Below are 18,533 nucleotides of genomic sequence, written 5' to 3'. Positions count from 1 at the left end.
ATCCGCAACCGCGTGAAAGCTCAATTGGCCAATTAAGTTTTCATCTTCTACTTTCGGATTTGGGGAGCAATTTAATGAAACAAACCAAAATTCGTGCCAGTGTGGCGGCAATCACCGGCATGGCTCTTTTCGGAATCAACGGTCTGGCACAAGCCGACTCTGTCGATGCGCTGCTCCAGGCGCTACGCGACAAGGGCGTGTTGTCTCAAGCTGAATACGATACCTTCAACAACGCTCGCGATAACGAGCGTGTTGAAAAGGTGAAGGAATCCGCGCTCAACAAGGGCAAAATCAAATTGGGCGATTACATCAATAGCATTACCCCGACGGGTGATGTGCGTGTTCGGTATGAACTGCGCGATGCGAAGGGCCAGGCAGTTAATGGTACCAATGGACAGAACGCATTCGAAAAGCTGGGCCGTGCGCGCTATGCCTGGCATCTGGGGTTTAAGTCGGATTCCGATAATGACTTTTTCACTGAATTCCGCTTTGCTTCCGGCACGAATTCCCGTTCGCCCAATAACGACTTCAACAACACAGTAACCACCGATGCAGGCTCTGCCCCAATGAGCAAGCAAGGGGGGGCACAAGTTGACCGCGTGATGATCGGTTGGAATACCACTGAATGGCTAACCTTGAAGGCTGGCCGGATGCAGAATCCGCTGTACACGACTTCCATGGTTTGGGATGGCGATTTGAATCCTGAAGGGTTGGCAGAAGAACTGCACACCAAGTTCAACGATGTCGATCTGTTTGCGACTTTAGGTCAGTTCTCATTGCGGACTAAGTATGACCGTCAAACCTACACTGATCCCATTACTGGGGCCGTGGTGAAGGAAAACAACGTCGCCACCTCTAAACTGTTTGCCTTCCAAGGCGGTGCGCATTATAAGTTCAATGACGAAACCTCCGTCAAGATTGCTCCTGTTTACTATAGCTACGCCGGTTCCGGCGGTAATGGCGCGTTTAGTCCTGGTCTGGGCAACTTGGTCGGTGCCACCAGCGCTCAGCTTAAATGCAGTTCCGGTAAATACGGTGCATCGCTCCCTGTCGGCACATGTAACAACACCGGCACGAACAATCTCGCCATTCTGGAAGTTCCGGCTGAATTCAACTGGAACATGGGCGGTCATCCCTGGAAGATCTGGGCTGATTACGCCCACAACTTCGACGGGGATGACCGTGCTAAGGCTGCGGGCGCCATCACAGTTGCGAACGGTGGCAGCCCGACCTTGGATAAGAGCAGCCAGGACAATGCGGTATTGGTCGGTATCCAAGTCGGTTCCCCGATGGCGCTGGCTGCTTGGGAAAAGGTCGGCACTTATCTTGGTAGTACGAGTGGCATGAAGAAGCATGACTGGATCGCTCGTGCCTGGTATCAGCGCGTAGAAGCCTACTCGCTTGATCCAAACTTGGTCGATTCCGATGTCATGAACGCGCAGGTCAACATGCAAGGCTTAGCTGCAAGCGCTAGCTACATGCTGTCCGATAACGCTTTTGTGACACTATCCGGTGCGCACGGTACCCGCATTAACGATGCATTGGGTACCGGCGGTTCGGTTGATACCTCGATCATCAATGCTGATCGCCGTTACAACTTGTTGCAAATGGATGCAACCTGGAGGTTCTAATCCTCTTACGGAAGCTTCACATCAAGTTACCTAGCCACTTGATGACGCAAACCGGCATGCGCGGAGAAAAATCACGCATGCTTGCAAAGCCCCCGGTTTCGGGGGCTTTTGCTTTCTAGTCGGTTGTTGCAAAAGCTTCATTTCCCCTTAATCAAAACGTCACTTTAAGCCTCTACATTACGCAGCATAAAAATGATTCAAGGAGAGTCTACATGCTGCAACAAATTAAAACCGTCGCCCACGAACGGACCCGGCCGTCGCTGCATTACAGTTTTGCTCGCACGCCAGCCGAAGTGATGGAAGCGCAGCGTCTGCGCTATAAGGTTTTCGCGGAAGAAATGGGGGCTAAATTATCAGGACATGACGGGCTGGACCGCGACGGGTTCGATGCGTTTTGCGAGCATCTGCTGGTGAGGGATGTCGAATCAGGCAAGGTGGTAGGAACCTACCGCATTCTCGATCCGCAAATGGCGGGCGAGGCCGGCGGATACTATTCAGCGGGCGAGTTCGACCTGACGCGCCTGATGCATCTTTCGCCTTCCATGGTGGAACTGGGGCGTGCTTGCGTGCATCGGGACTACCGTAGCGGGGCCACTATCAGCTTGTTGTGGGCCGGGCTGGCAAAATTCATGGTCAAGAACGGTTACGAATACCTGATCGGCTGCGCCAGCATTGGCATGGCCGACGGCGGTCACATGGCGGCCAATTTGTACGAGCAGCTAAAAGACAAGCATCTCGCCCCTGTGGAATATCGTGTATTCCCGCGCTGCCGACTGCCGATCGAAGCATTGCAAAACGATATGCCTGCAGACTCTCCAGCCTTACTAAAAGGATATCTGCGCCTTGGTGCTTACATTTGCGGCGAGCCGCATTGGGACCCTGACTTCAATGCGGCCGATCTCTTAATCATGTTGCCGCTGGCACGCATGAATCGTCGGTACGCTGACCATTTCCTAAAATAAACCCCGCATCACCTTCTCGGTTTGCCCGCTTCGTGCGGGCTTTTTTTATGCGGCAGTAACAGCGGTTAAGCAAATGTTGGATAATAGCCTCCAATATATTGTTGAGTTCCGAACAGGGTTGAAGCTGCTTAGCTATTACCGTTGGGTCGATGTGCCTCGCATTCTGTTGCTGGCCTGCCTGTATTTGGCCGGAGCCCGTTTCGGACTGGAGTTTGCGGCCTTCGGCAAGAACGTCACGCTCATTTGGCCGCCATCCGGCATCTCCCTGGCATTCCTGCTCATATACGGTCTTCGGTTATGGCCCGGCGTAGCGCTGGGTGCTTGCTTGAGCGCAATGCTCAGTACCCATTCGGGTATCTTCGCTATTGGACAAATTGTGGCAAGCTTGGTCGAGACCTTGCTCGCTGCCTGGCTGATTAAGCGTATCCGCGGATTCGATATCTCCCTTAATCGCATCAAGGACGTGATCGGATTGCTCGGTTACGGCGTTCTGCTTGGGCCGCTGTTCGCCGCCCTCGTTGGCTCTGCTTCGCTGATGTTCATTGGGGACATCCATGGGCTGCAATTCTGGCGCGGACTGATGCTGTGGTGGATGGGCGACGCCCTCTCGGTGCTGGTGATTACCCCGTTGCTATTGTCGATACGATCTAATCCCATCGATTGGTCCTGGATACGCAAGGGCGAAGTCGTGGCCCTGACCTCAGCGTTGGCGGTTCTTTCTGCCGTGGTCTTTTTCGAATGGTCGCCCCTCGGCCTCGAGTTTCACCCGCATGTGTTCGTGCTGTTCCCGCTGGTGGCGTGGGCGGCGCTGAGTTTCGGACTTTCCGGGGTCACCGTTGCCATTTTTTTCATCACGGCAATCTCGCTGGTCTCCGGTATTAACGACATCGGTCCTTTCGGGCTGGATTTCGCCAAAGGCAATATCTTCAATTACTGGCTTTACATTGCCATTATCGCGGGCAGCAACCTGGTGCTGAGCGGCGTGTATTCCGGACGCTTGCAATCCGAGGCCACGCTACGCGATCAGTTGCAGCTTTATAACGCGCTGATTCAGGCCCAGTCCGACGTGGGTGAGGGCGTGCTGGTGGTCGAGAACGAGAGAGTCATGTACGCCAACCAGGCGATGAGCTTGATTACCGGATACAGTTTGAAAGAGATGTATGCCTTCGACAGCTTTCATCAGCTCCTAAGTCCGGAGGAGCGACCACGTGTCCGCGAGAAGCACGTGCGAAGGCTGGCCGGTGAGCCGGTAGAGCGCCGTTACGAAGTGCTGGGCCTGCACAAGCTAGGTTATCCCATCCATCTCGAACTCGCCGTATCGCTGATGCGCCAGAAGCACGGCGCAACCCGCATGACCATCGTGGTACTGGATATCTCCGCCCGCAAACAGGCCGAGGCCAACCTAGTACTGGCGCATCAGGTGTTCAGCCATGCGGCTGAGGGCATCCTTATCATCGATCCTGAACAACGGATCCTGGAGGCCAATCGGGGATTTGAGGAAATCACCGGCTACACGCGCAGCGAAGTCGTGGGCCAGAAGCGCGAAATGTTCGTGGCGGGACCCGATAATACGGTGATCGATGCCGACGTTTGGCGCGAAGTGCATCAATCCGGGTTGTGGCAAGGTGAGATATGGAGCCGCCGCAAGAACGGCGAGTTATATCCGGAATGGCTTTCTCTGAGCGAAGTGGTAGACGAAACGGGGCGTGTCGCCAACTACATCGCCGTGTTTTCAGATATTACCTTGCGCAAGGAGTCGGAGCAGCGTCTGCAATTTCTAGCCACGCACGATGCCCTCACCAAGCTGCCTAACCGTACCCTCTTGCAAGAACGTATTGACCACGCCTTACGCCTCGCCCAGCGTAACAAGACACGTCTCGCAGTACTGTTCATCGATCTTGATCGCTTCAAGGTCATCAACGACACCTTGGGCCACGATGCCGGCGATCAACTTCTGCTCGAAGCCTCCGACCGCTTGCAAAAATGCCTGCGCGACTCCGATACCATTGCTCGCCAGGGCGGGGATGAGTTCGTGGTGCTGCTGGAGGAGTTCGGCGAGGACGTGCAGGTGCTTGGTCATATTTCCCGCAAGATCATGGCGGCCCTGACGCAGCCGTTTGAGTTGTTGGGGCAAGAGGTGTTCATCAGCGCCAGCATCGGCATCAGCGTATATCCGCAAGATGGCCAGGATATGAACACCTTGCTCAAGAACGCCGATATCGCCATGTATCGCGCCAAGGAGCAGGGCAAGAACAATTTCCAGTTCTACGCTTCGGATAGTAACGTCCATAGCTTCGAGCGGCTGGCATTGGAAAATAGCCTCCGCAAGGCGCTGGAGCGCGACGAATTCATATTGCATTACCAGCCTAAGGTGGATTTGAAGACCGACGCTATCGTCGGTGCAGAAGCCCTGGTGCGCTGGATGCATCCCGAACTTGGCATGATTCCGCCCAACCAGTTCATTCCGCTGGCCGAGGAAACCGGCTTGATCGTGGCGATCGGCGAGTGGGTGTTGCGCGAGGCGTGTCGCCAGAATCGTGCCTGGCAGGAAGCCGGGCTACCGTTGATCCGCATGGGCGTTAATCTTTCCGGGGGGCAGTTCCGTGACGACAATCTGCGCCATGTGATCGCCTCGGCGCTCGCCTATAGCGGCATGCAGCCTGACTACCTGGAGCTCGAGATTACCGAAAGCATGATCATGCATAACCCAGATCGTGCCACGCTGATTCTCCAGGGTTTCCGCGACATGGGCATGCGAACGGCGATCGACGACTTCGGTACGGGTTATTCATCGTTGGGCTACCTCAAGCGTTTCCCTCTGGATGCGCTCAAGATCGACCGATCCTTTGTGCAGGACGTGCCGGGCGACCAGGACGATGTGGCAATCACCCAGGCCATTGTCGGCTTGGCGCACAGCCTAGGGCTTAGCGTGGTTGCGGAGGGCGTGGAGACGCCGGACCAGCTGACGTTCCTGCGCCGCCTGCAATGCGAACAGGTCCAGGGCTTTATCTACAGCAAGCCGGTGACAGCGGAGAAATTTGCGGAATTACTGGAGGCCGGCCCATTCAGCACCCTGGGCGGAGAAATCTAGCAACGGAAAACCTGAAACTACTCGGTAGCGTCGATATTGCCCTGTTGCTGAACCACTTGCTTGTCCAGCCGGCGGGCGCCGTTGAAACGCTTGGTCCAGTAAGCGTCGTTCATGTTCACGATATCTACCCCGCCGCCGCTCGAAGGCGCATGGATGAATCGGCCGTCGCCAAGATAGATGCCGACGTGCGAGAAGGATTTTTTGAGCGTATTGAAGAACACCAGGTCACCTGGCTGCAATTGATCGACCGGAATGGATTTACCCAACTGGCTGATGGCGCGTGCGCCGTGTGGCAGCGTCAGATTGGCGGCCTGGTTGAACACGTAGCGGACGAACCCGCTGCAATCGAAGCCGGTTTCAGGAGAAATCCCCCCGAACTTGTAAGGCGTGCCGCTCAGGGCGAGCGCACTCAGCAGGACTTCCTGCATGGTGGAGCCAGCCTGCTGCATGGCAGATGTTGCTTGGCCGAAGAAGCCGAGGCTTTCAGGCGCAGCATCATCCGCATGGCCGATATTGGCGGCGAGGCCAAATACGGCTGTCAAAATAAGGGCATATAAACGCATCGCTCGGATTTTATAAGCGAATTGCCTATCGAAGCAACCACTTTGGCTTGGGTGTAGAATCGAAAACAGGATCAACCTTAGATCGGAGATCATCATGAGCGATGTGCAGAAGCTAACATTGGATGAAATCAAGGCCGCTGCCGAGCGCTTGGTCAAAGCCGGTGGAAATGTGCGCGAAACTTTGCGCGAACTGACCGTGCAGGCGCTCACCCAGGGCGAACTGGCCGAGCGCGAAATCCGCGAGGTGTTGGCCGCGATTACAGAAGGCGTGAAACTGGGCGCCGAACAACGCGCCAGCGAAGTCAAGAATGCCTTGGGAGATGCATTGCATGGCATGGACGATGCCTTGACGCACGCCGCGGAAGCCATGCAACTGGCGATCAAGGAGGCTGCTTCGGATGCCAGGGAGTTCGGCAACAGCGATTTGCAGCAAAGCCTCAACGATCTCAAGATGCTTGAGGAAATGCTGCTGGAAACCTTATCGCGTGCCGCTGAAGGGGCGCAAGGGCTGGTCAAGCAGGAATTGCTTTCCATGGCTGAGCACGGACGTCGCATCGGTACCGATACCGGCACCCGGGTGCGTGCCGTGGCTGATGATCTCGGTAATCGGGTCAGGGGAGCGGTGCAAGGGGCTGCCACTGCCGGCAAACAAGCGGCTCGCATGGTCGGTGCACGTGTCGCCCACATGTCGAGCCGCAAGCTCGGCGAAATCGCCGATCGCCTGGCGCAAAAAGCCGAGCAGCTTAAACACTAAGCGTTAACAATCAAAAAAGATAATTCCTGAACAATGATTCGCGAAACCGTTTCGGTCATGCGGGACTTCGGTCGCCTGCGTGAAATTGCCGGTATTTTTATCCGTTACGGTTGGGGCGATGCCATCAAGCGCCTCGGCCTGAGCAAATTACTGGGGGCATCCAAGCTGCTGCACCCCCAGGCCGCGCTCGAAGTCATGCACTTGCCGCCAGAAGTGCGGGTGCGCATGGCGATACAAGAGTTAGGACCTACTTTCGTCAAACTCGGCCAGGTGCTTGCTACCCGCCCTGATATCTTTCCGCCGAGCTGGATCGCCGAATTCGCCAAGCTGCAGGACAAAGTTCCGCCTGTGCCGTTCGAGGAACTCCTGCCCCAACTCGAGCAGGCCCTGGGGCATTCGCCTTTTGAAGTGTTCCGCGAACTCAATCAGGAAGCTATCGCCGGCGCATCCATCGCCCAGGTGCATGCCGCTGTGTTACAAGATGGCACGCCGGTTGTCCTGAAGATTCGCCGTCCGCATATCGAATCCTTGATCGAAGCCGATTTGCGGCTGTTGTCCCATCTCGGCCGACTCATCGAGTCGGAAATGCCGGAGGTGCGCCGCCTGCACTTGGGCAAGATCATCGGTCAGTTTTCCAAGTCGCTACGCAAGGAGCTCGACCTTGCCGCCGAAGGCCGCAATACCGATCATTTTCATGCCAATTTCGAGGCCAACCCCGATGTAGTCTTCGCGAAGATTTTCTGGGAATACACCTCCGAAAAGCTGCTGGTGATGGAGCATTTGCCCGGTATTGCGGGCAACGAGATCGAAGAAGCCCGCGCCAGCGGTCTCGATCTCAAAAAACTGGCCGCACTTGGCGCCAATACACTGCTCAAGATGGTGCTGATCGACGGTTTCTTTCATGCCGATCCGCATCCGGGCAACGTGTTTTATCTGCCGGGCAATCGCCTGGCGGTCATCGATTGCGGCATGGTGGGGAGGCTGACGCTGGAACGCCGTAACCAGATCGCCGACTTGCTGGCGTCGCTGGTGTCCAAGGATTACGAGACCCTCCTCAACATTCTCATCGATTGGGCCGGTGATGCATCTGTCGATGAAACGAAGCTGGAAGGTGACCTGGAAGAGTTTTTGTTCAACTATCACGACGCTTCGCTACGTCAGATCAGCTTCGGCCGCTTGCTCAACGACCTCACCACCGTGATGCGCGAGAACCATCTCTCAGTGCCGTCCGACCTCGCCATGCTGTTCAAGGCGCTGATCACGCTGGAAGGCCTGGGGCGTCAGCTCGACCCGGATTTCCAGATCGTGCGGCATCTCACGCCCTTCGTGAAACAGGTCATATACGACCGCTATATGCCCGGCACGCTATTGAAACGCGGCCGCCGCAGCCTCATGGGTGCGCTCGGCATGTTGACCTCGGTGCCGCGCGACTTTGCCAAGCTGATGAAGGAAATGCGACGGGGGCGGGTGAAGATCGAATTCGACCTCAAGCGGCTTGATCACTTCGGGCATCAGATCGATCACAGCACCAATCGTCTTACGCTAGGCTTGCTGACCTCGGCGCTCATCATCGGCTCCTCCATCGTCATGACCGTCAAGGGCGGGCCCACTTTGCTGGGACTGCCGGCATTCGGCTTCCTGGGGTTCTTCATCGCCTCGGTGTTCGGATTGTGGCTCATGATTTCCATATGGCGCTCCAGCCGGGAGGATTGATCGCCATTGGGGCGGATGCCCTGAAATAAAGCATGGGATTGGCGCTTTTCTGGGGCGCCGTCCCGGTTATTATTTTTATCATTTCACCAAGTTATTGATTTTTAATAATTAAATATCCTGGCACAAGCTTTGCTGAAGCTGTGTCATGGCTAATCCAACGACTACGGCATTCGACGAGATGCGAACCGGCAGCGGCGACGTGCGTCCGCTGTATGAGGCTTGCGATCAGTGGCTGCGCGGTGTGACGCAAGCGCAACTGTCGCAAAAATCCAAGGAGGCGGAGTTGTTGTTCCGTCGGGTCGGAATTACTTTCAACGTGTACGGCGAAGATGCAGGCGCCGAGCGGCTGATTCCGTTCGACGTCATTCCGCGCATTCTCAGCGCTGGCGAATGGCAACGGCTTTCCGATGGCGCCATCCAGCGCGTGCGGGCGCTCAACCTGTTCCTGCACGATCTTTACCACAAGCAGGAAATCATCAAGGCCGGCATCGTGCCCGCCAGCATCCTCGCCAACAGCCAGTATCGGCCCGAGATGCAGGGCGTGGATGTCCCCGGAGGCATTTACGCGCATATCGCCGGCATCGATATCGTGCGCACGGCGGAAGATACTTTCTACGTGCTGGAAGACAATTTGCGCACGCCGTCCGGCGTCTCTTACATGCTGGAAGACCGCAAGATGATGATGCGGCTTTTCCCGGAGCTGTTCCGGCGGTATTCCGTAGCGCCTGTCGAACACTATCCGCAGGTGTTGCTCAATAATCTCCGTGCCGTCGCTCCTGATGGCGTGCGCAATCCTACCGTCGTGCTGCTCACGCCAGGCGCCTACAACAGCGCCTATTTCGAGCACGCCTTCCTTGCGCAGCAAATGGGCATCGAGTTGGTGGAAGGGCAAGACCTGTTCGTTCGCGACAACTACGTCTACATGCGTACGACGGAAGGTCCGAAGCAGGTGGACGTGATCTATCGCCGCATCGACGACGATTTTCTTGACCCGTTGGCCTTCCGTCCCGATTCCATGCTGGGCGTGCCGGGGCTGGTCTCGGTTTACCGCAGCGGCAACGTAACCTTGGCCAACGCCATCGGCACTGGCGTGGCGGACGATAAATCGACCTATATCTACGTACCCGAGATGATCCGCTTTTATCTCGGCGAGGAACCTATCCTTTCCAACGTCCCGACCTACAAGCTCGGCGAAAAGGACGATTTCGCCTATGTGCTCGATCATCTGCCGGAACTGGTGGTGAAGGAAGTACAAGGCTCCGGCGGTTATGGAATGCTGGTCGGGCCGACGGCCTCCAAGCAGCAGATTCTCGATTTCCGCGAGCAGATCCTCGCCAACCCCTCCAACTACATCGCCCAGCCGACATTAGCCTTGTCTACCTGTCCAACCTTGGTGGAGCAGGGCATTGCCCCGCGCCACGTAGACCTGCGGCCCTTCGTGCTGTCTGGCAAGACCGTGACCTTGGTGCCTGGCGCCTTGTGCCGGGTTGCCCTTAGGGAAGGATCGCTGGTGGTCAACTCGTCCCAAGGGGGCGGGACGAAAGATACGTGGGTGCTCCAATGCTAAAAACTGATTCCGATCACTACTGCATCCTTGCTACGTACTTAGAACAGTTTTTGGGAGCGGCTTCACCATGCTAAGCCGAACTGCCGACCACCTTTACTGGATGTCCCGCTACATCGAGCGGGCCGAGAACATGGCGCGCGTGCTGGATGTTACCTGCCGCATGTCGCTGGTGCTGAATATCACCCAGAGCGAAGTGGACTTGTGGCGTCCGCCCTTGCAGATAGCAGGCAATGTCAATGTCTTCGAAGCAAAATACGGCGCTTACACCGCCGCTAACGTCATCCGCTACATGGTGTTGGACGAGGACAACCCTTCGAGCATTTTGAGTGCCCTCGACAGTGCCCGTGAAAACGCCAGAGCTGTCCGTGTGGCGATGTCATCGGAGATGTGGGAAAGCGTCAACAGCTTGTGGCTGGAACTGGGGCAGCGCGTGCGCGCCGGGATCGGCGAAATGGAAATCGGCGAGTTCTGTGATTGGGTGAAGTCGCGATCGCACCTCTTTCGCGGGGTGACCTACAGCACCATGCTGCGTGACGACGGTTACCGCTTCGCACGACTCGGCACCTTCATCGAACGCGCCGACAACACGGCACGCTTATTGGATGTGAAATACCACTGCTTGCTACCCGCTACTGAAGGGGTCGGCGGCGCCGTGGACTACTACGAATGGAGCGCCGTGTTGCATGCGGCATCGGCGTTCGAGGCCTACCAGAAGGTTTTTAGAGACACCATAACCCCTTGGAAAGTATCTGAATTATTGGTGCTGCGACACGATATGCCGCGCTCGTTGCATGCCTGTTTCGACGAAATCATGGCCATTCTCGAACACCTCAGTGCCGCCGGCAGCGAGGAATGCAACCGTATGGTGGGTGAGCTGCACGCACGCTTTCATTACGGCCGCATGGAAGACATTTTCCAGGGCGGCCTGCACGAGTTCCTGCTGGATTTCATCGCCCGCAACAACGCCCTCGGCAACGAAATCCAGCGCACTTTCCTGAGACATCCCTGGAGTTAAATTCCTAAGCGAGACCATCATGCAACTCTCGATCGAACACCGCACGCACTACAGCTACAGCAGCCCGGCTGACTACACCATCCAGCACCTGCGCCTGACCCCGCAGAGCGGTTTCGGCCAGCGCGTGAAACGCTGGGAGATTCTGGTCAACGGACGTATCAGCCCCCATGCCGATGCCCACGGCAACGTCGAACACACGCTGGTGGTCGATACGCCTCACGACGGCATCACCATTACCGCCGTGGGCGAGGTGGAAACCGATATCGACCTGCCGCCCCCGGCCGATACGCTGCCTCTGGCGATCTACCTGCGCGAAACCCGACTGACTGCCGCCGACGCTGCACTGGCTAATTTCGCACGTGGTTTTTGCAATGTACGCGGTCAATTGGACGAGGCCGGATTGACCGAATTGATGCACGGTATCCGCGACAAGGTGCGTTATCGCAAGGGGCTGACCGACGTGGCCACCACGGCTGCGCAAGCCTTTGCGGCGCGGCATGGCGTTTGCCAGGACCATGCACACATTTTCATCGCCTGCTGCCGCAACATGGGGATTCCGGCGCGCTACGTCAGCGGCTATTTGTTTACCCCGCACGGGGAATTGATGGAAAGCCACGCCTGGGCTGATGCCTGGCTGGAGGATGCTGGCTGGCAGAGCTATGACGTCTCCAACGGGCAACGCGCCAACGGGATACACGTGCGTTTGGCGACCGGCCTGGACTATCGGGATGCTTGCCCGGTCAATGGCATTCGCCGCGGTGGCGGGGAGGAATCGATGTCGGTGAGCGTGCAGGTACACCAATCGGCGCAATCGCAGCAATGAAGTGATCTGGCAAGGCGCGAAGTAAACGCGTCGATTGTTCTGCAAACGAGCCCCCGCTATGATGGGGCTCTTGTTGTTTCATAACGGTTAAAAAATATGACGTATTGTGTGGGGCTGCTGCTTGAGCGCGGCTTGGTCATGGCATCGGATTCGCGTACCAACGCCGGTGTCGACCATGTATCTACCTTTCCCAAGATGACGGTGTTTTCCCAGCCCGACGAGCGCGTGCTGGTGATGATGACTTCCGGCAACCTGGCCATTTCGCAAGCAGTGGTGAGCCGATTGCAGAACGCGCTGACGGAGAATGCAGAGCCCAACCTGTACAGCGTCACCAATATGTTCGATGCCGCCCGCGCGGTGGGCGACGCCGTGCGGGCGGTGCATCAGGAAGACGCCGAACACCTGCGCAAGCATCAGGCCGATTTCAACCAGGCCATTATCCTGGGCGGGCAAATCAAGGGCGAAAAGCCGCGCTTGTTCAACATCTACGCCGCGGGCAATTTCATCGAGGCGGTAGCCGAGACGCCGTATTTCCAGATCGGCGAGACCAAATACGGCAAGCCCATTCTCGACCGTGTCATCAATAGCAGCAGCTCGCTGGCCGAGGCCGCCAAATGTGTGCTGGTGTCGTTCGATTCCACCATCCGCAGCAATCTATCGGTGGGTATGCCCATCGACTTGATGACCTATCCCGCCGACAGCTACCGCACTGATTGCATCCAGCGCATCACGGAGGGCGACCCTTATTTCCGCCAGCTCCAGCAGAGCTGGTCGGAAGGGTTGCGCCGTGTCTTCAGCGAGATTCCATCGCCCGATTGGTGTAAATAAAGGCTATGTGATGTAGGAGCGCCGCCTCGGCGCGATTTCCCCGGTTATTACCACATCGCGCCGAGGGCGGCGCTCCCACTAGCCTGTATTGCGCAATCCCGCCGCGATACCGTTGATGGAGAGGTGGATGCCGAACTTCACCCGGTCGTCCGAAGTGCCAGAACGGAAACGCTTGATCAATTCGACCTGCAGATGATTAAGCGGATCCAGGTAGGGCAAACGATTGCGGATGGAATTCGCCAGCGCCGGGTTGTTGGCAAGGCGAATGGCGCTACCCAGCAGCAGGTTGAGCGCATGCGTGGTGAGTGCGTATTCTTTCTCGATGCAGCCGAACACGGTTTGCCTCAACTGCTCGTCCGCCACCAATTGCGAGTAGCGCGAGGCGACTGACAAATCGGTCTTGGCGAGCACCATGTCCATATTGGCAATCAGCGTCTTGAATAACGGCCACTCGGCTAGCATTTCTTTCAGCTGGCGGATGCGATCCTCGCGGTCATCAGCGTTGAGGAAGTGCTCGATGGCGCTGCCGAAACCATACCAGCCCGGTAACAGCAATCGGCACTGTCCCCAGGAAAATCCCCACGGAATCGCCCGCAAATCCTCGATGCGCCGTGATGCCTTACGCGCAGAGGGGCGGCTGCCGATGTTGAGCTCGGCGATTTCCGAAATCGGCGTGGCGCTGAAGAAATAATCGGTGAAGCCGGGCGTCTCGTAGACCAGGCTGCGATACGCTTGCATGGCCGTCGTCGAGAGCGCATCCATGGTCTGCTCGAACTTGCGGCGTTTGTCGTCCGAAAGCTGGTCTTGCGGGAACAGGCTGGCATCAATGGTCGCGGCGATGAGTGTCTCGAGATTGTGCCGGCCCACGCGCGGATCGGAGAACTTGTTGGCGATGATCTCGCCCTGTTCGGTGAGACGAATCTGCCCGTCCACCGTGCCTTGCGGCTGTGCCATGATGGCCTGGTAGGTCGGGCCGCCGCCGCGTCCTACCGTGCCGCCGCGGCCGTGGAACAGGCGCAGCTTGACCTTGGCCTGGCGGAACAGCTCGACCAGGCCGACTTCCGCCCTGTACAACTCCCAATTCGCGGTAAGAAAGCCGCCGTCCTTATTGCTGTCCGAGTAGCCGAGCATGATTTCCTGCTCATTGTCGCAATGGCGTAGCACGTTGCGGATGCCTGGCAGGCCAAGCCACGTCGACATGATCTCGGGCGCATGGCGCAAGTCGGCGATAGTCTCGAACAGCGGAACAATGTTGATATCCATCTGGATGTTGTCGGCGCCCCAGTTGCCGCGTAGCAGCCCGGCTTCCTTTTGCAGCAGCGCCACTTCCAGCATGTCTGATAGCGTTTCGGTATGCGAAATGATGTACTGGCGGATGGTGCGTGCGCCGAACTTGTCGCGCACTTCCTTGGCCTTTCGCAGCACGCCTACTTCGGACACGACCAGCGGCGAGTAATCCTGGTAGGGCGAGAACATCAAGCGCGGCTGGCTCAATTCTTCGAGCAGCACGCGGACTTTTTCCTTTTCCTCCAGCGCGGCATAGCTGAAGCCATGGCCGGATTTGGTAAACAGCTCGTCTATGACAGCTTCGTGGATGTCCGAGCTTTGGCGCAAGTCGATGGTTGCCAGATGAAAGCCGAATGTCTTGACCGCCTTGATGAGCTTGCCCAATCGCGGATAGATCAGCGCCTGGCCGTGGTTGCGGCGTAGCGAATCGACCACGATGTCGAGATCGGTGAGGAAAGCCTCCAGGTTGGCGTAGGCCGTGGTCGGCGTCAGCTGGCGAGCGTTGATGTCATGGCCGGTGAATTCGCGGCAGGTCTGCACGAGACGCGATGCAATGGTCACCATGGCGCGGCGGTAAGGCTCGTCGGCACGATGCGGGGACTGGTCGCGCGAAGCTTCGGCGAGGATCAGTAAGTCCGGCGTGACGTTGACCAGATGCATGGTCATCGACAATTCGCCGCTCAGCGCCAGCGCTTCTTCGATGTAATACTCGAACGCTGTCGCCGCTTGCTGGGTCACGGCCTGTTGCAACGTATTGGCATCGACGAAGGGATTACCGTCGCGGTCGCCGCCGATCCAGCTGCCCATCTGGAAAAAGCTCGGGAGCTCGTAATCCGGGTTGCCGAAACGCGTGGCGAGGTGATGCTCCAGATCTTGCAGCAGCTCCGGCAGCACGTCCAGGAAGGTGGTGCGGTAGTACGACAGTGCGTTGTTGATCTCGTCGTTCACGGTCAGCCGCGAGAATCGCAGCATGCGTGTCTGCCACAGGGCTGTAATGGCGCCGCGCAGCATGAGGTCGTTGCGTTCGGCCTCCTGCCGCGTGAGGCCGCTGGATCGTTTCAGCAGCAGCGCGGAAATCCTGCGCTCGGTGTCCAGGATGCTCTGTCGTTGTACCTCTGTCGGATGGGCGGTGAGCACGGGGGAAACCAGGGCCGAAGCGAAAAAGGCTTCGATCTCGGCCATGCTCATGGGCTCGAACTGTTCCAGCGAATGATCCAGCTCGCCGGGCTCGGGCTTCCCGGTATGGCCGTGGCGGCAATGGCTGTGGAGGTCTTCTGCGATGTTGACCAGATGCTTGAAATAGCTGAAGGCGCGGACTACGGCGATGGTCTGGTTGCCGCTCAGGTGTTTCAACAGGTGATCCAGGCGTTGCGCCGACGCAATTTCGCCGTCGCGATGAAACTTCACTCCGGCGCGGCGGATGGCTTCCACCGCGTCGAAGGTTTCCTTGCCTTCTTTTTCGAGGATGACCTCGCCCAGCACCCGCCCTAGATAGCGGATGTTATCTTTCAGTGCTTGTTCAGGCATGCTGCTTGATGGTTGGCAAGTGCCAAATGTCCTTGTTGTAGTCGGCGATGGTGCGGTCGCTGGAGAACTTGCCGCTCGCCGCGGTGTTGAGGATGCTCATGCGCGTCCAGTGTTCCTGGTCCAGATAAGCGCTGGCGGCGGCTTTCTGGGTATCGATGTAGCTGCGGAAATCGGCAGCGGTGAGCCACTGGTCGTGCGGATTGTAGATGCTGTCGACGATGGGGTCGAAAATACCTGGCTCGAACAGGTTGAAGTGGTTGCAAGCCAGCAAATGCATCACGCGCGACAAGTCTTCGTCTTGCGCAATGATGGCAGCCGGATCGTAGCGACGCTTCATGTCTTCCACTTCTTCCGCATTGAGGCCGAACAGGAAGAAGTTTTCTTCACCCACTTCTTCCATGATCTCGATATTGGCGCCATCCAGCGTACCTATGGTCATGGCCCCGTTCATCATGAACTTCATGTTGCCAGTGCCCGAGGCTTCCTTGCCGGCAGTGGAAATTTGTTCTGATAAATCGGCCCCTGGGCAAATGATTTCCATGGCCGAGACGCGATAGTCCGGCAGGAATACCAGTTTGAGCAATGGGCTGACTTCCGGATCTGCATTCACAACCGCCGCCACCGCATTGACCAGCTTGATGATGCGCTTGGCCATCATGTAGCCGGGTGCCGCCTTACCGCCGATCAGCACGCAGCGCGGGGTGATGCCTTGCTTGTCGCCGCGCTTGATGCGGTCGTAGAGGTGGATGACGTGGAGGATATTGAGCAGCTGGCGCTTGTATTCGTGGATGCGCTTCACCTGGATGTCGAAAATGGCATTGACGTCGAAATCGACCCCGCAATCCCTCTTGACCAAGGCCGCCAGGCGCGCCTTGTTGGCCAGCTTGATCTTGCGCCATTTGGCGCGGAACTTAGCGTCTTCGGCAAAGGGCGCGAGCTTACTGAGTTGCTGGGTATCCGTTACCCAATCCGGTCCGATGGTAGCCGTGATGAGCGCGCTCAGCTCGGGATTGCTGGATGTCATCCAGCGGCGCGGGGTCACGCCGTTGGTCTTGTTGTTGAATTTTTCGGGCCACAGCTCGTAGAAGTCGTGGAAGAGGTGTTGCTGCAACAGGCGCGAGTGAAGTTCTGCCACCCCGTTGACCGAGGTGCTGGCGACCACGGCCAGATAAGCCATGCGCACTTGCTTCTCAGGGCCTTCTTCGATAATCGACATGCGGCTTTGACGCTCGCCGTCACCCGGCCAACGCTGCGCCACGGCAGTAAGGAAGCGCGCATTGATTTCGCAGATGATGTCCAACAAACGCGGCAGCAGGCGGCCGAACATGCTCACCGGCCATTTTTCCAGCGCTTCCGGCAGTAGCGTATGGTTGGTGTAGGCCACCGTCTTGGAGGTAATCGCCCAAGCTTCGTCCCAGCCCAGGCCGTGCTCGTCCATGAGCAATCGCATCAGTTCCGGCACGGCGCAGGTGGGGTGGGTGTCGTTAAGCTGGAAGCAATGCTTGTCGGCGAAATCGGTGAAATCGTTGCCGTGCTTGCTTACCCAGGCGCGCAGCACGTCCTGCAAGCTAGCCGAAGCCAGGAAATATTGCTGGCGCAGGCGTAGTTCCTTGCCGTTTTCGCTGGCGTCGTTGGGGTAGAGCACCATGGTGATGTGCTCGGCCGCGTTCTTGGCGGCCACGGCTTCGGAATAGCTGCCGGCGTTGAATTCGTTAAGGTCGAATTCATCGGTGGCGGTCGATTTCCATAAGCGCAAAGTGTTCACCGTGCCGTTACGATAGCCGGGAATAGGCATGTCGTAGGGGATCGCCAGCACATCGTGCGAATGCACCCAGCGAGCTTTGGTTGTGCCCGATTCGTCCGTGTAGAAGTCGGTATAGCCGCCGAATTTGACCCGCACCGACAGTTCCTGGCGTTCGATTTCCCATGGGTTGCCGATGCGCAACCAATGGTCGGGCTCTTCCAACTGGTAACCGTTTTCGATCTTCTGGCGGAACATGCCGTACTCGTAGCGGATGCCGTAGCCCATGACCGGTAGTTGCAGCGTGGCGCAGCTATCGAGGAAACATGCCGCGAGACGGCCCAGGCCGCCATTACCCAAGCCTGCATCGTGTTCCTGGTCGATGATTTCCTCCAGCGCCAGGCCGGTCTTCTTCATGATGTCGGCGGTAGCGCCTTTCTCGTCCAGGTTGAGCATGGCGTTGCCCAAGGCGCGGCCCATGAGGAATTCCAGCGAGAGGTAGAAAGTGCGCTTGGTGTCGCGGTCGTCGTAGGAGGCCTGGGTTTTTTTCCAGCGCTCGACGATACGATCTCGCCAGGCGACGGAGAGCGAGGTGTAGACGTGATAAGTCGCTTCGTTGAGCTCGTTGCGCCCCAGGGTGCGGCTGAAATAGCGACGGAAGTCCTCGAAAATGCTTTTGCCGTCCATGCCCAGTGGCGGCAGGTCGGCGAATCCAGCGGGCGTCTTGCTTGTAACGAATGGTCTCGAGTTCACGATGTTATCTCTAGAAAAAAGTTTAACCGGCGTCTGCAAAAGGCGCGGCGGCGGCCGCAGGCACTGACGGCAATATTTTCAAGCCCTGGTTGAATGGTAGCAACTATCAGGCCAGCCAAATATGAAGCCTGTGTTGCATGCGAGATGCATCAGTGTGTGTGTTGGCGCACTGAGCTAGTCTCCCGGAGACTGGCATTTTCTTGGATTTGGCACGATTTTAGTGCAAACCGGGAGGGCGGGGCAACGCGACAGGCTGGGCGCGGGCTTCATCCATATAA

At 57.4% G+C, this 18,533-nt stretch carries 12 protein-coding genes; 9 read left to right on the top strand and 3 right to left on the bottom strand.

What is annotated here, in order from left to right:
- The first annotated feature begins 74 nt into the window (after positions 1 to 74).
- The 3 genes from NMK_RS03735 (at position 75) to NMK_RS03725 (ending at position 5,684) form a co-directional block, all read left to right on the top strand.
- Entirely contained in the window at positions 75 to 1,631 is a 1,557-nt protein-coding gene (locus tag NMK_RS03735) for a putative porin (protein ID WP_109014436.1), read from the top strand.
- 212 nt (positions 1,632 to 1,843) lie between these two features.
- On the top strand, positions 1,844 to 2,593 hold the full coding sequence (locus NMK_RS03730; RefSeq protein ID WP_109014435.1) for a GNAT family N-acetyltransferase: 750 nt from the start codon (positions 1,844 to 1,846) through the stop codon (positions 2,591 to 2,593).
- 118 nt (positions 2,594 to 2,711) lie between these two features.
- A complete protein-coding gene (locus NMK_RS03725) occupies positions 2,712 to 5,684 on the top strand; it encodes a bifunctional diguanylate cyclase/phosphodiesterase (protein WP_181376161.1) in 2,973 nt (990 codons plus the stop codon).
- 17 nt (positions 5,685 to 5,701) lie between these two features.
- Here the strand turns inward: NMK_RS03725 and NMK_RS03720 are convergent, their stop codons facing one another.
- The gene (locus NMK_RS03720; RefSeq protein ID WP_227871353.1) at positions 5,702 to 6,226 is read right to left on the bottom strand and encodes a C40 family peptidase; all 525 of its coding nucleotides are present in this window, start codon (positions 6,224 to 6,226) and stop codon (positions 5,702 to 5,704) included.
- A gap of 115 nt (positions 6,227 to 6,341) precedes the next feature.
- Between NMK_RS03720 and NMK_RS03715 the strand changes: the two genes are divergently transcribed.
- The 6 genes from NMK_RS03715 (at position 6,342) to NMK_RS03690 (ending at position 12,947) form a co-directional block, all read left to right on the top strand.
- On the top strand, positions 6,342 to 7,001 hold the full coding sequence (locus tag NMK_RS03715) for a DUF6781 family protein (protein WP_109014432.1): 660 nt from the start codon (positions 6,342 to 6,344) through the stop codon (positions 6,999 to 7,001).
- 33 nt (positions 7,002 to 7,034) lie between these two features.
- Positions 7,035 to 8,714 carry an ABC1 kinase family protein gene (locus NMK_RS03710; protein WP_109014431.1) on the top strand — a complete coding sequence of 560 codons (1,680 nt, stop codon included), beginning with the start codon at positions 7,035 to 7,037 and terminating at the stop codon, positions 8,712 to 8,714.
- A 145-nt stretch (positions 8,715 to 8,859) separates the two neighbouring features.
- Complete coding sequence (locus tag NMK_RS03705) at positions 8,860 to 10,281, top strand: circularly permuted type 2 ATP-grasp protein (RefSeq protein ID WP_109014430.1); 1,422 nt, start codon at positions 8,860 to 8,862, stop codon at positions 10,279 to 10,281.
- A gap of 67 nt (positions 10,282 to 10,348) precedes the next feature.
- Positions 10,349 to 11,296: an alpha-E domain-containing protein gene (locus NMK_RS03700; RefSeq protein ID WP_109014429.1), complete on the top strand. Its 948-nt coding sequence runs from the start codon at positions 10,349 to 10,351 to the stop codon at positions 11,294 to 11,296.
- Between the two features lie 19 nt (positions 11,297 to 11,315).
- On the top strand, positions 11,316 to 12,119 hold the full coding sequence (locus NMK_RS03695; protein ID WP_109014428.1) for a transglutaminase family protein: 804 nt from the start codon (positions 11,316 to 11,318) through the stop codon (positions 12,117 to 12,119).
- Positions 12,120 to 12,215: 96 nt separating this feature from the next.
- Complete coding sequence (locus tag NMK_RS03690; RefSeq protein ID WP_109014427.1) at positions 12,216 to 12,947, top strand: proteasome-type protease; 732 nt, start codon at positions 12,216 to 12,218, stop codon at positions 12,945 to 12,947.
- 78 nt (positions 12,948 to 13,025) lie between these two features.
- Here NMK_RS03690 and ppc read toward each other — a convergent pair whose 3' ends face one another.
- Both ppc and NMK_RS03680 read right to left on the bottom strand, forming a co-directional pair.
- Positions 13,026 to 15,761 (bottom strand): phosphoenolpyruvate carboxylase, encoded by a 2,736-nt coding sequence (gene ppc, locus NMK_RS03685; RefSeq protein ID WP_109014426.1) that lies wholly within the window; start codon positions 15,759 to 15,761, stop codon positions 13,026 to 13,028.
- Entirely contained in the window at positions 15,754 to 18,255 is a 2,502-nt protein-coding gene (locus NMK_RS03680) for a glycogen/starch/alpha-glucan phosphorylase (RefSeq protein WP_227871352.1), read from the bottom strand. Before NMK_RS03680 ends, ppc begins: the two co-directional genes overlap by 8 nt.
- Positions 18,256 to 18,533 lie beyond the last annotated feature (278 nt).

The sequence above is a fragment of the Novimethylophilus kurashikiensis genome (assembly GCF_003112435.1).
Taxonomy (GTDB): domain Bacteria; phylum Pseudomonadota; class Gammaproteobacteria; order Burkholderiales; family Methylophilaceae; genus Novimethylophilus; species Novimethylophilus kurashikiensis.
The sequence above is the reverse complement of the archived record's forward strand: the minus strand, read 5'-3'. Positions and strand labels throughout refer to the sequence as shown.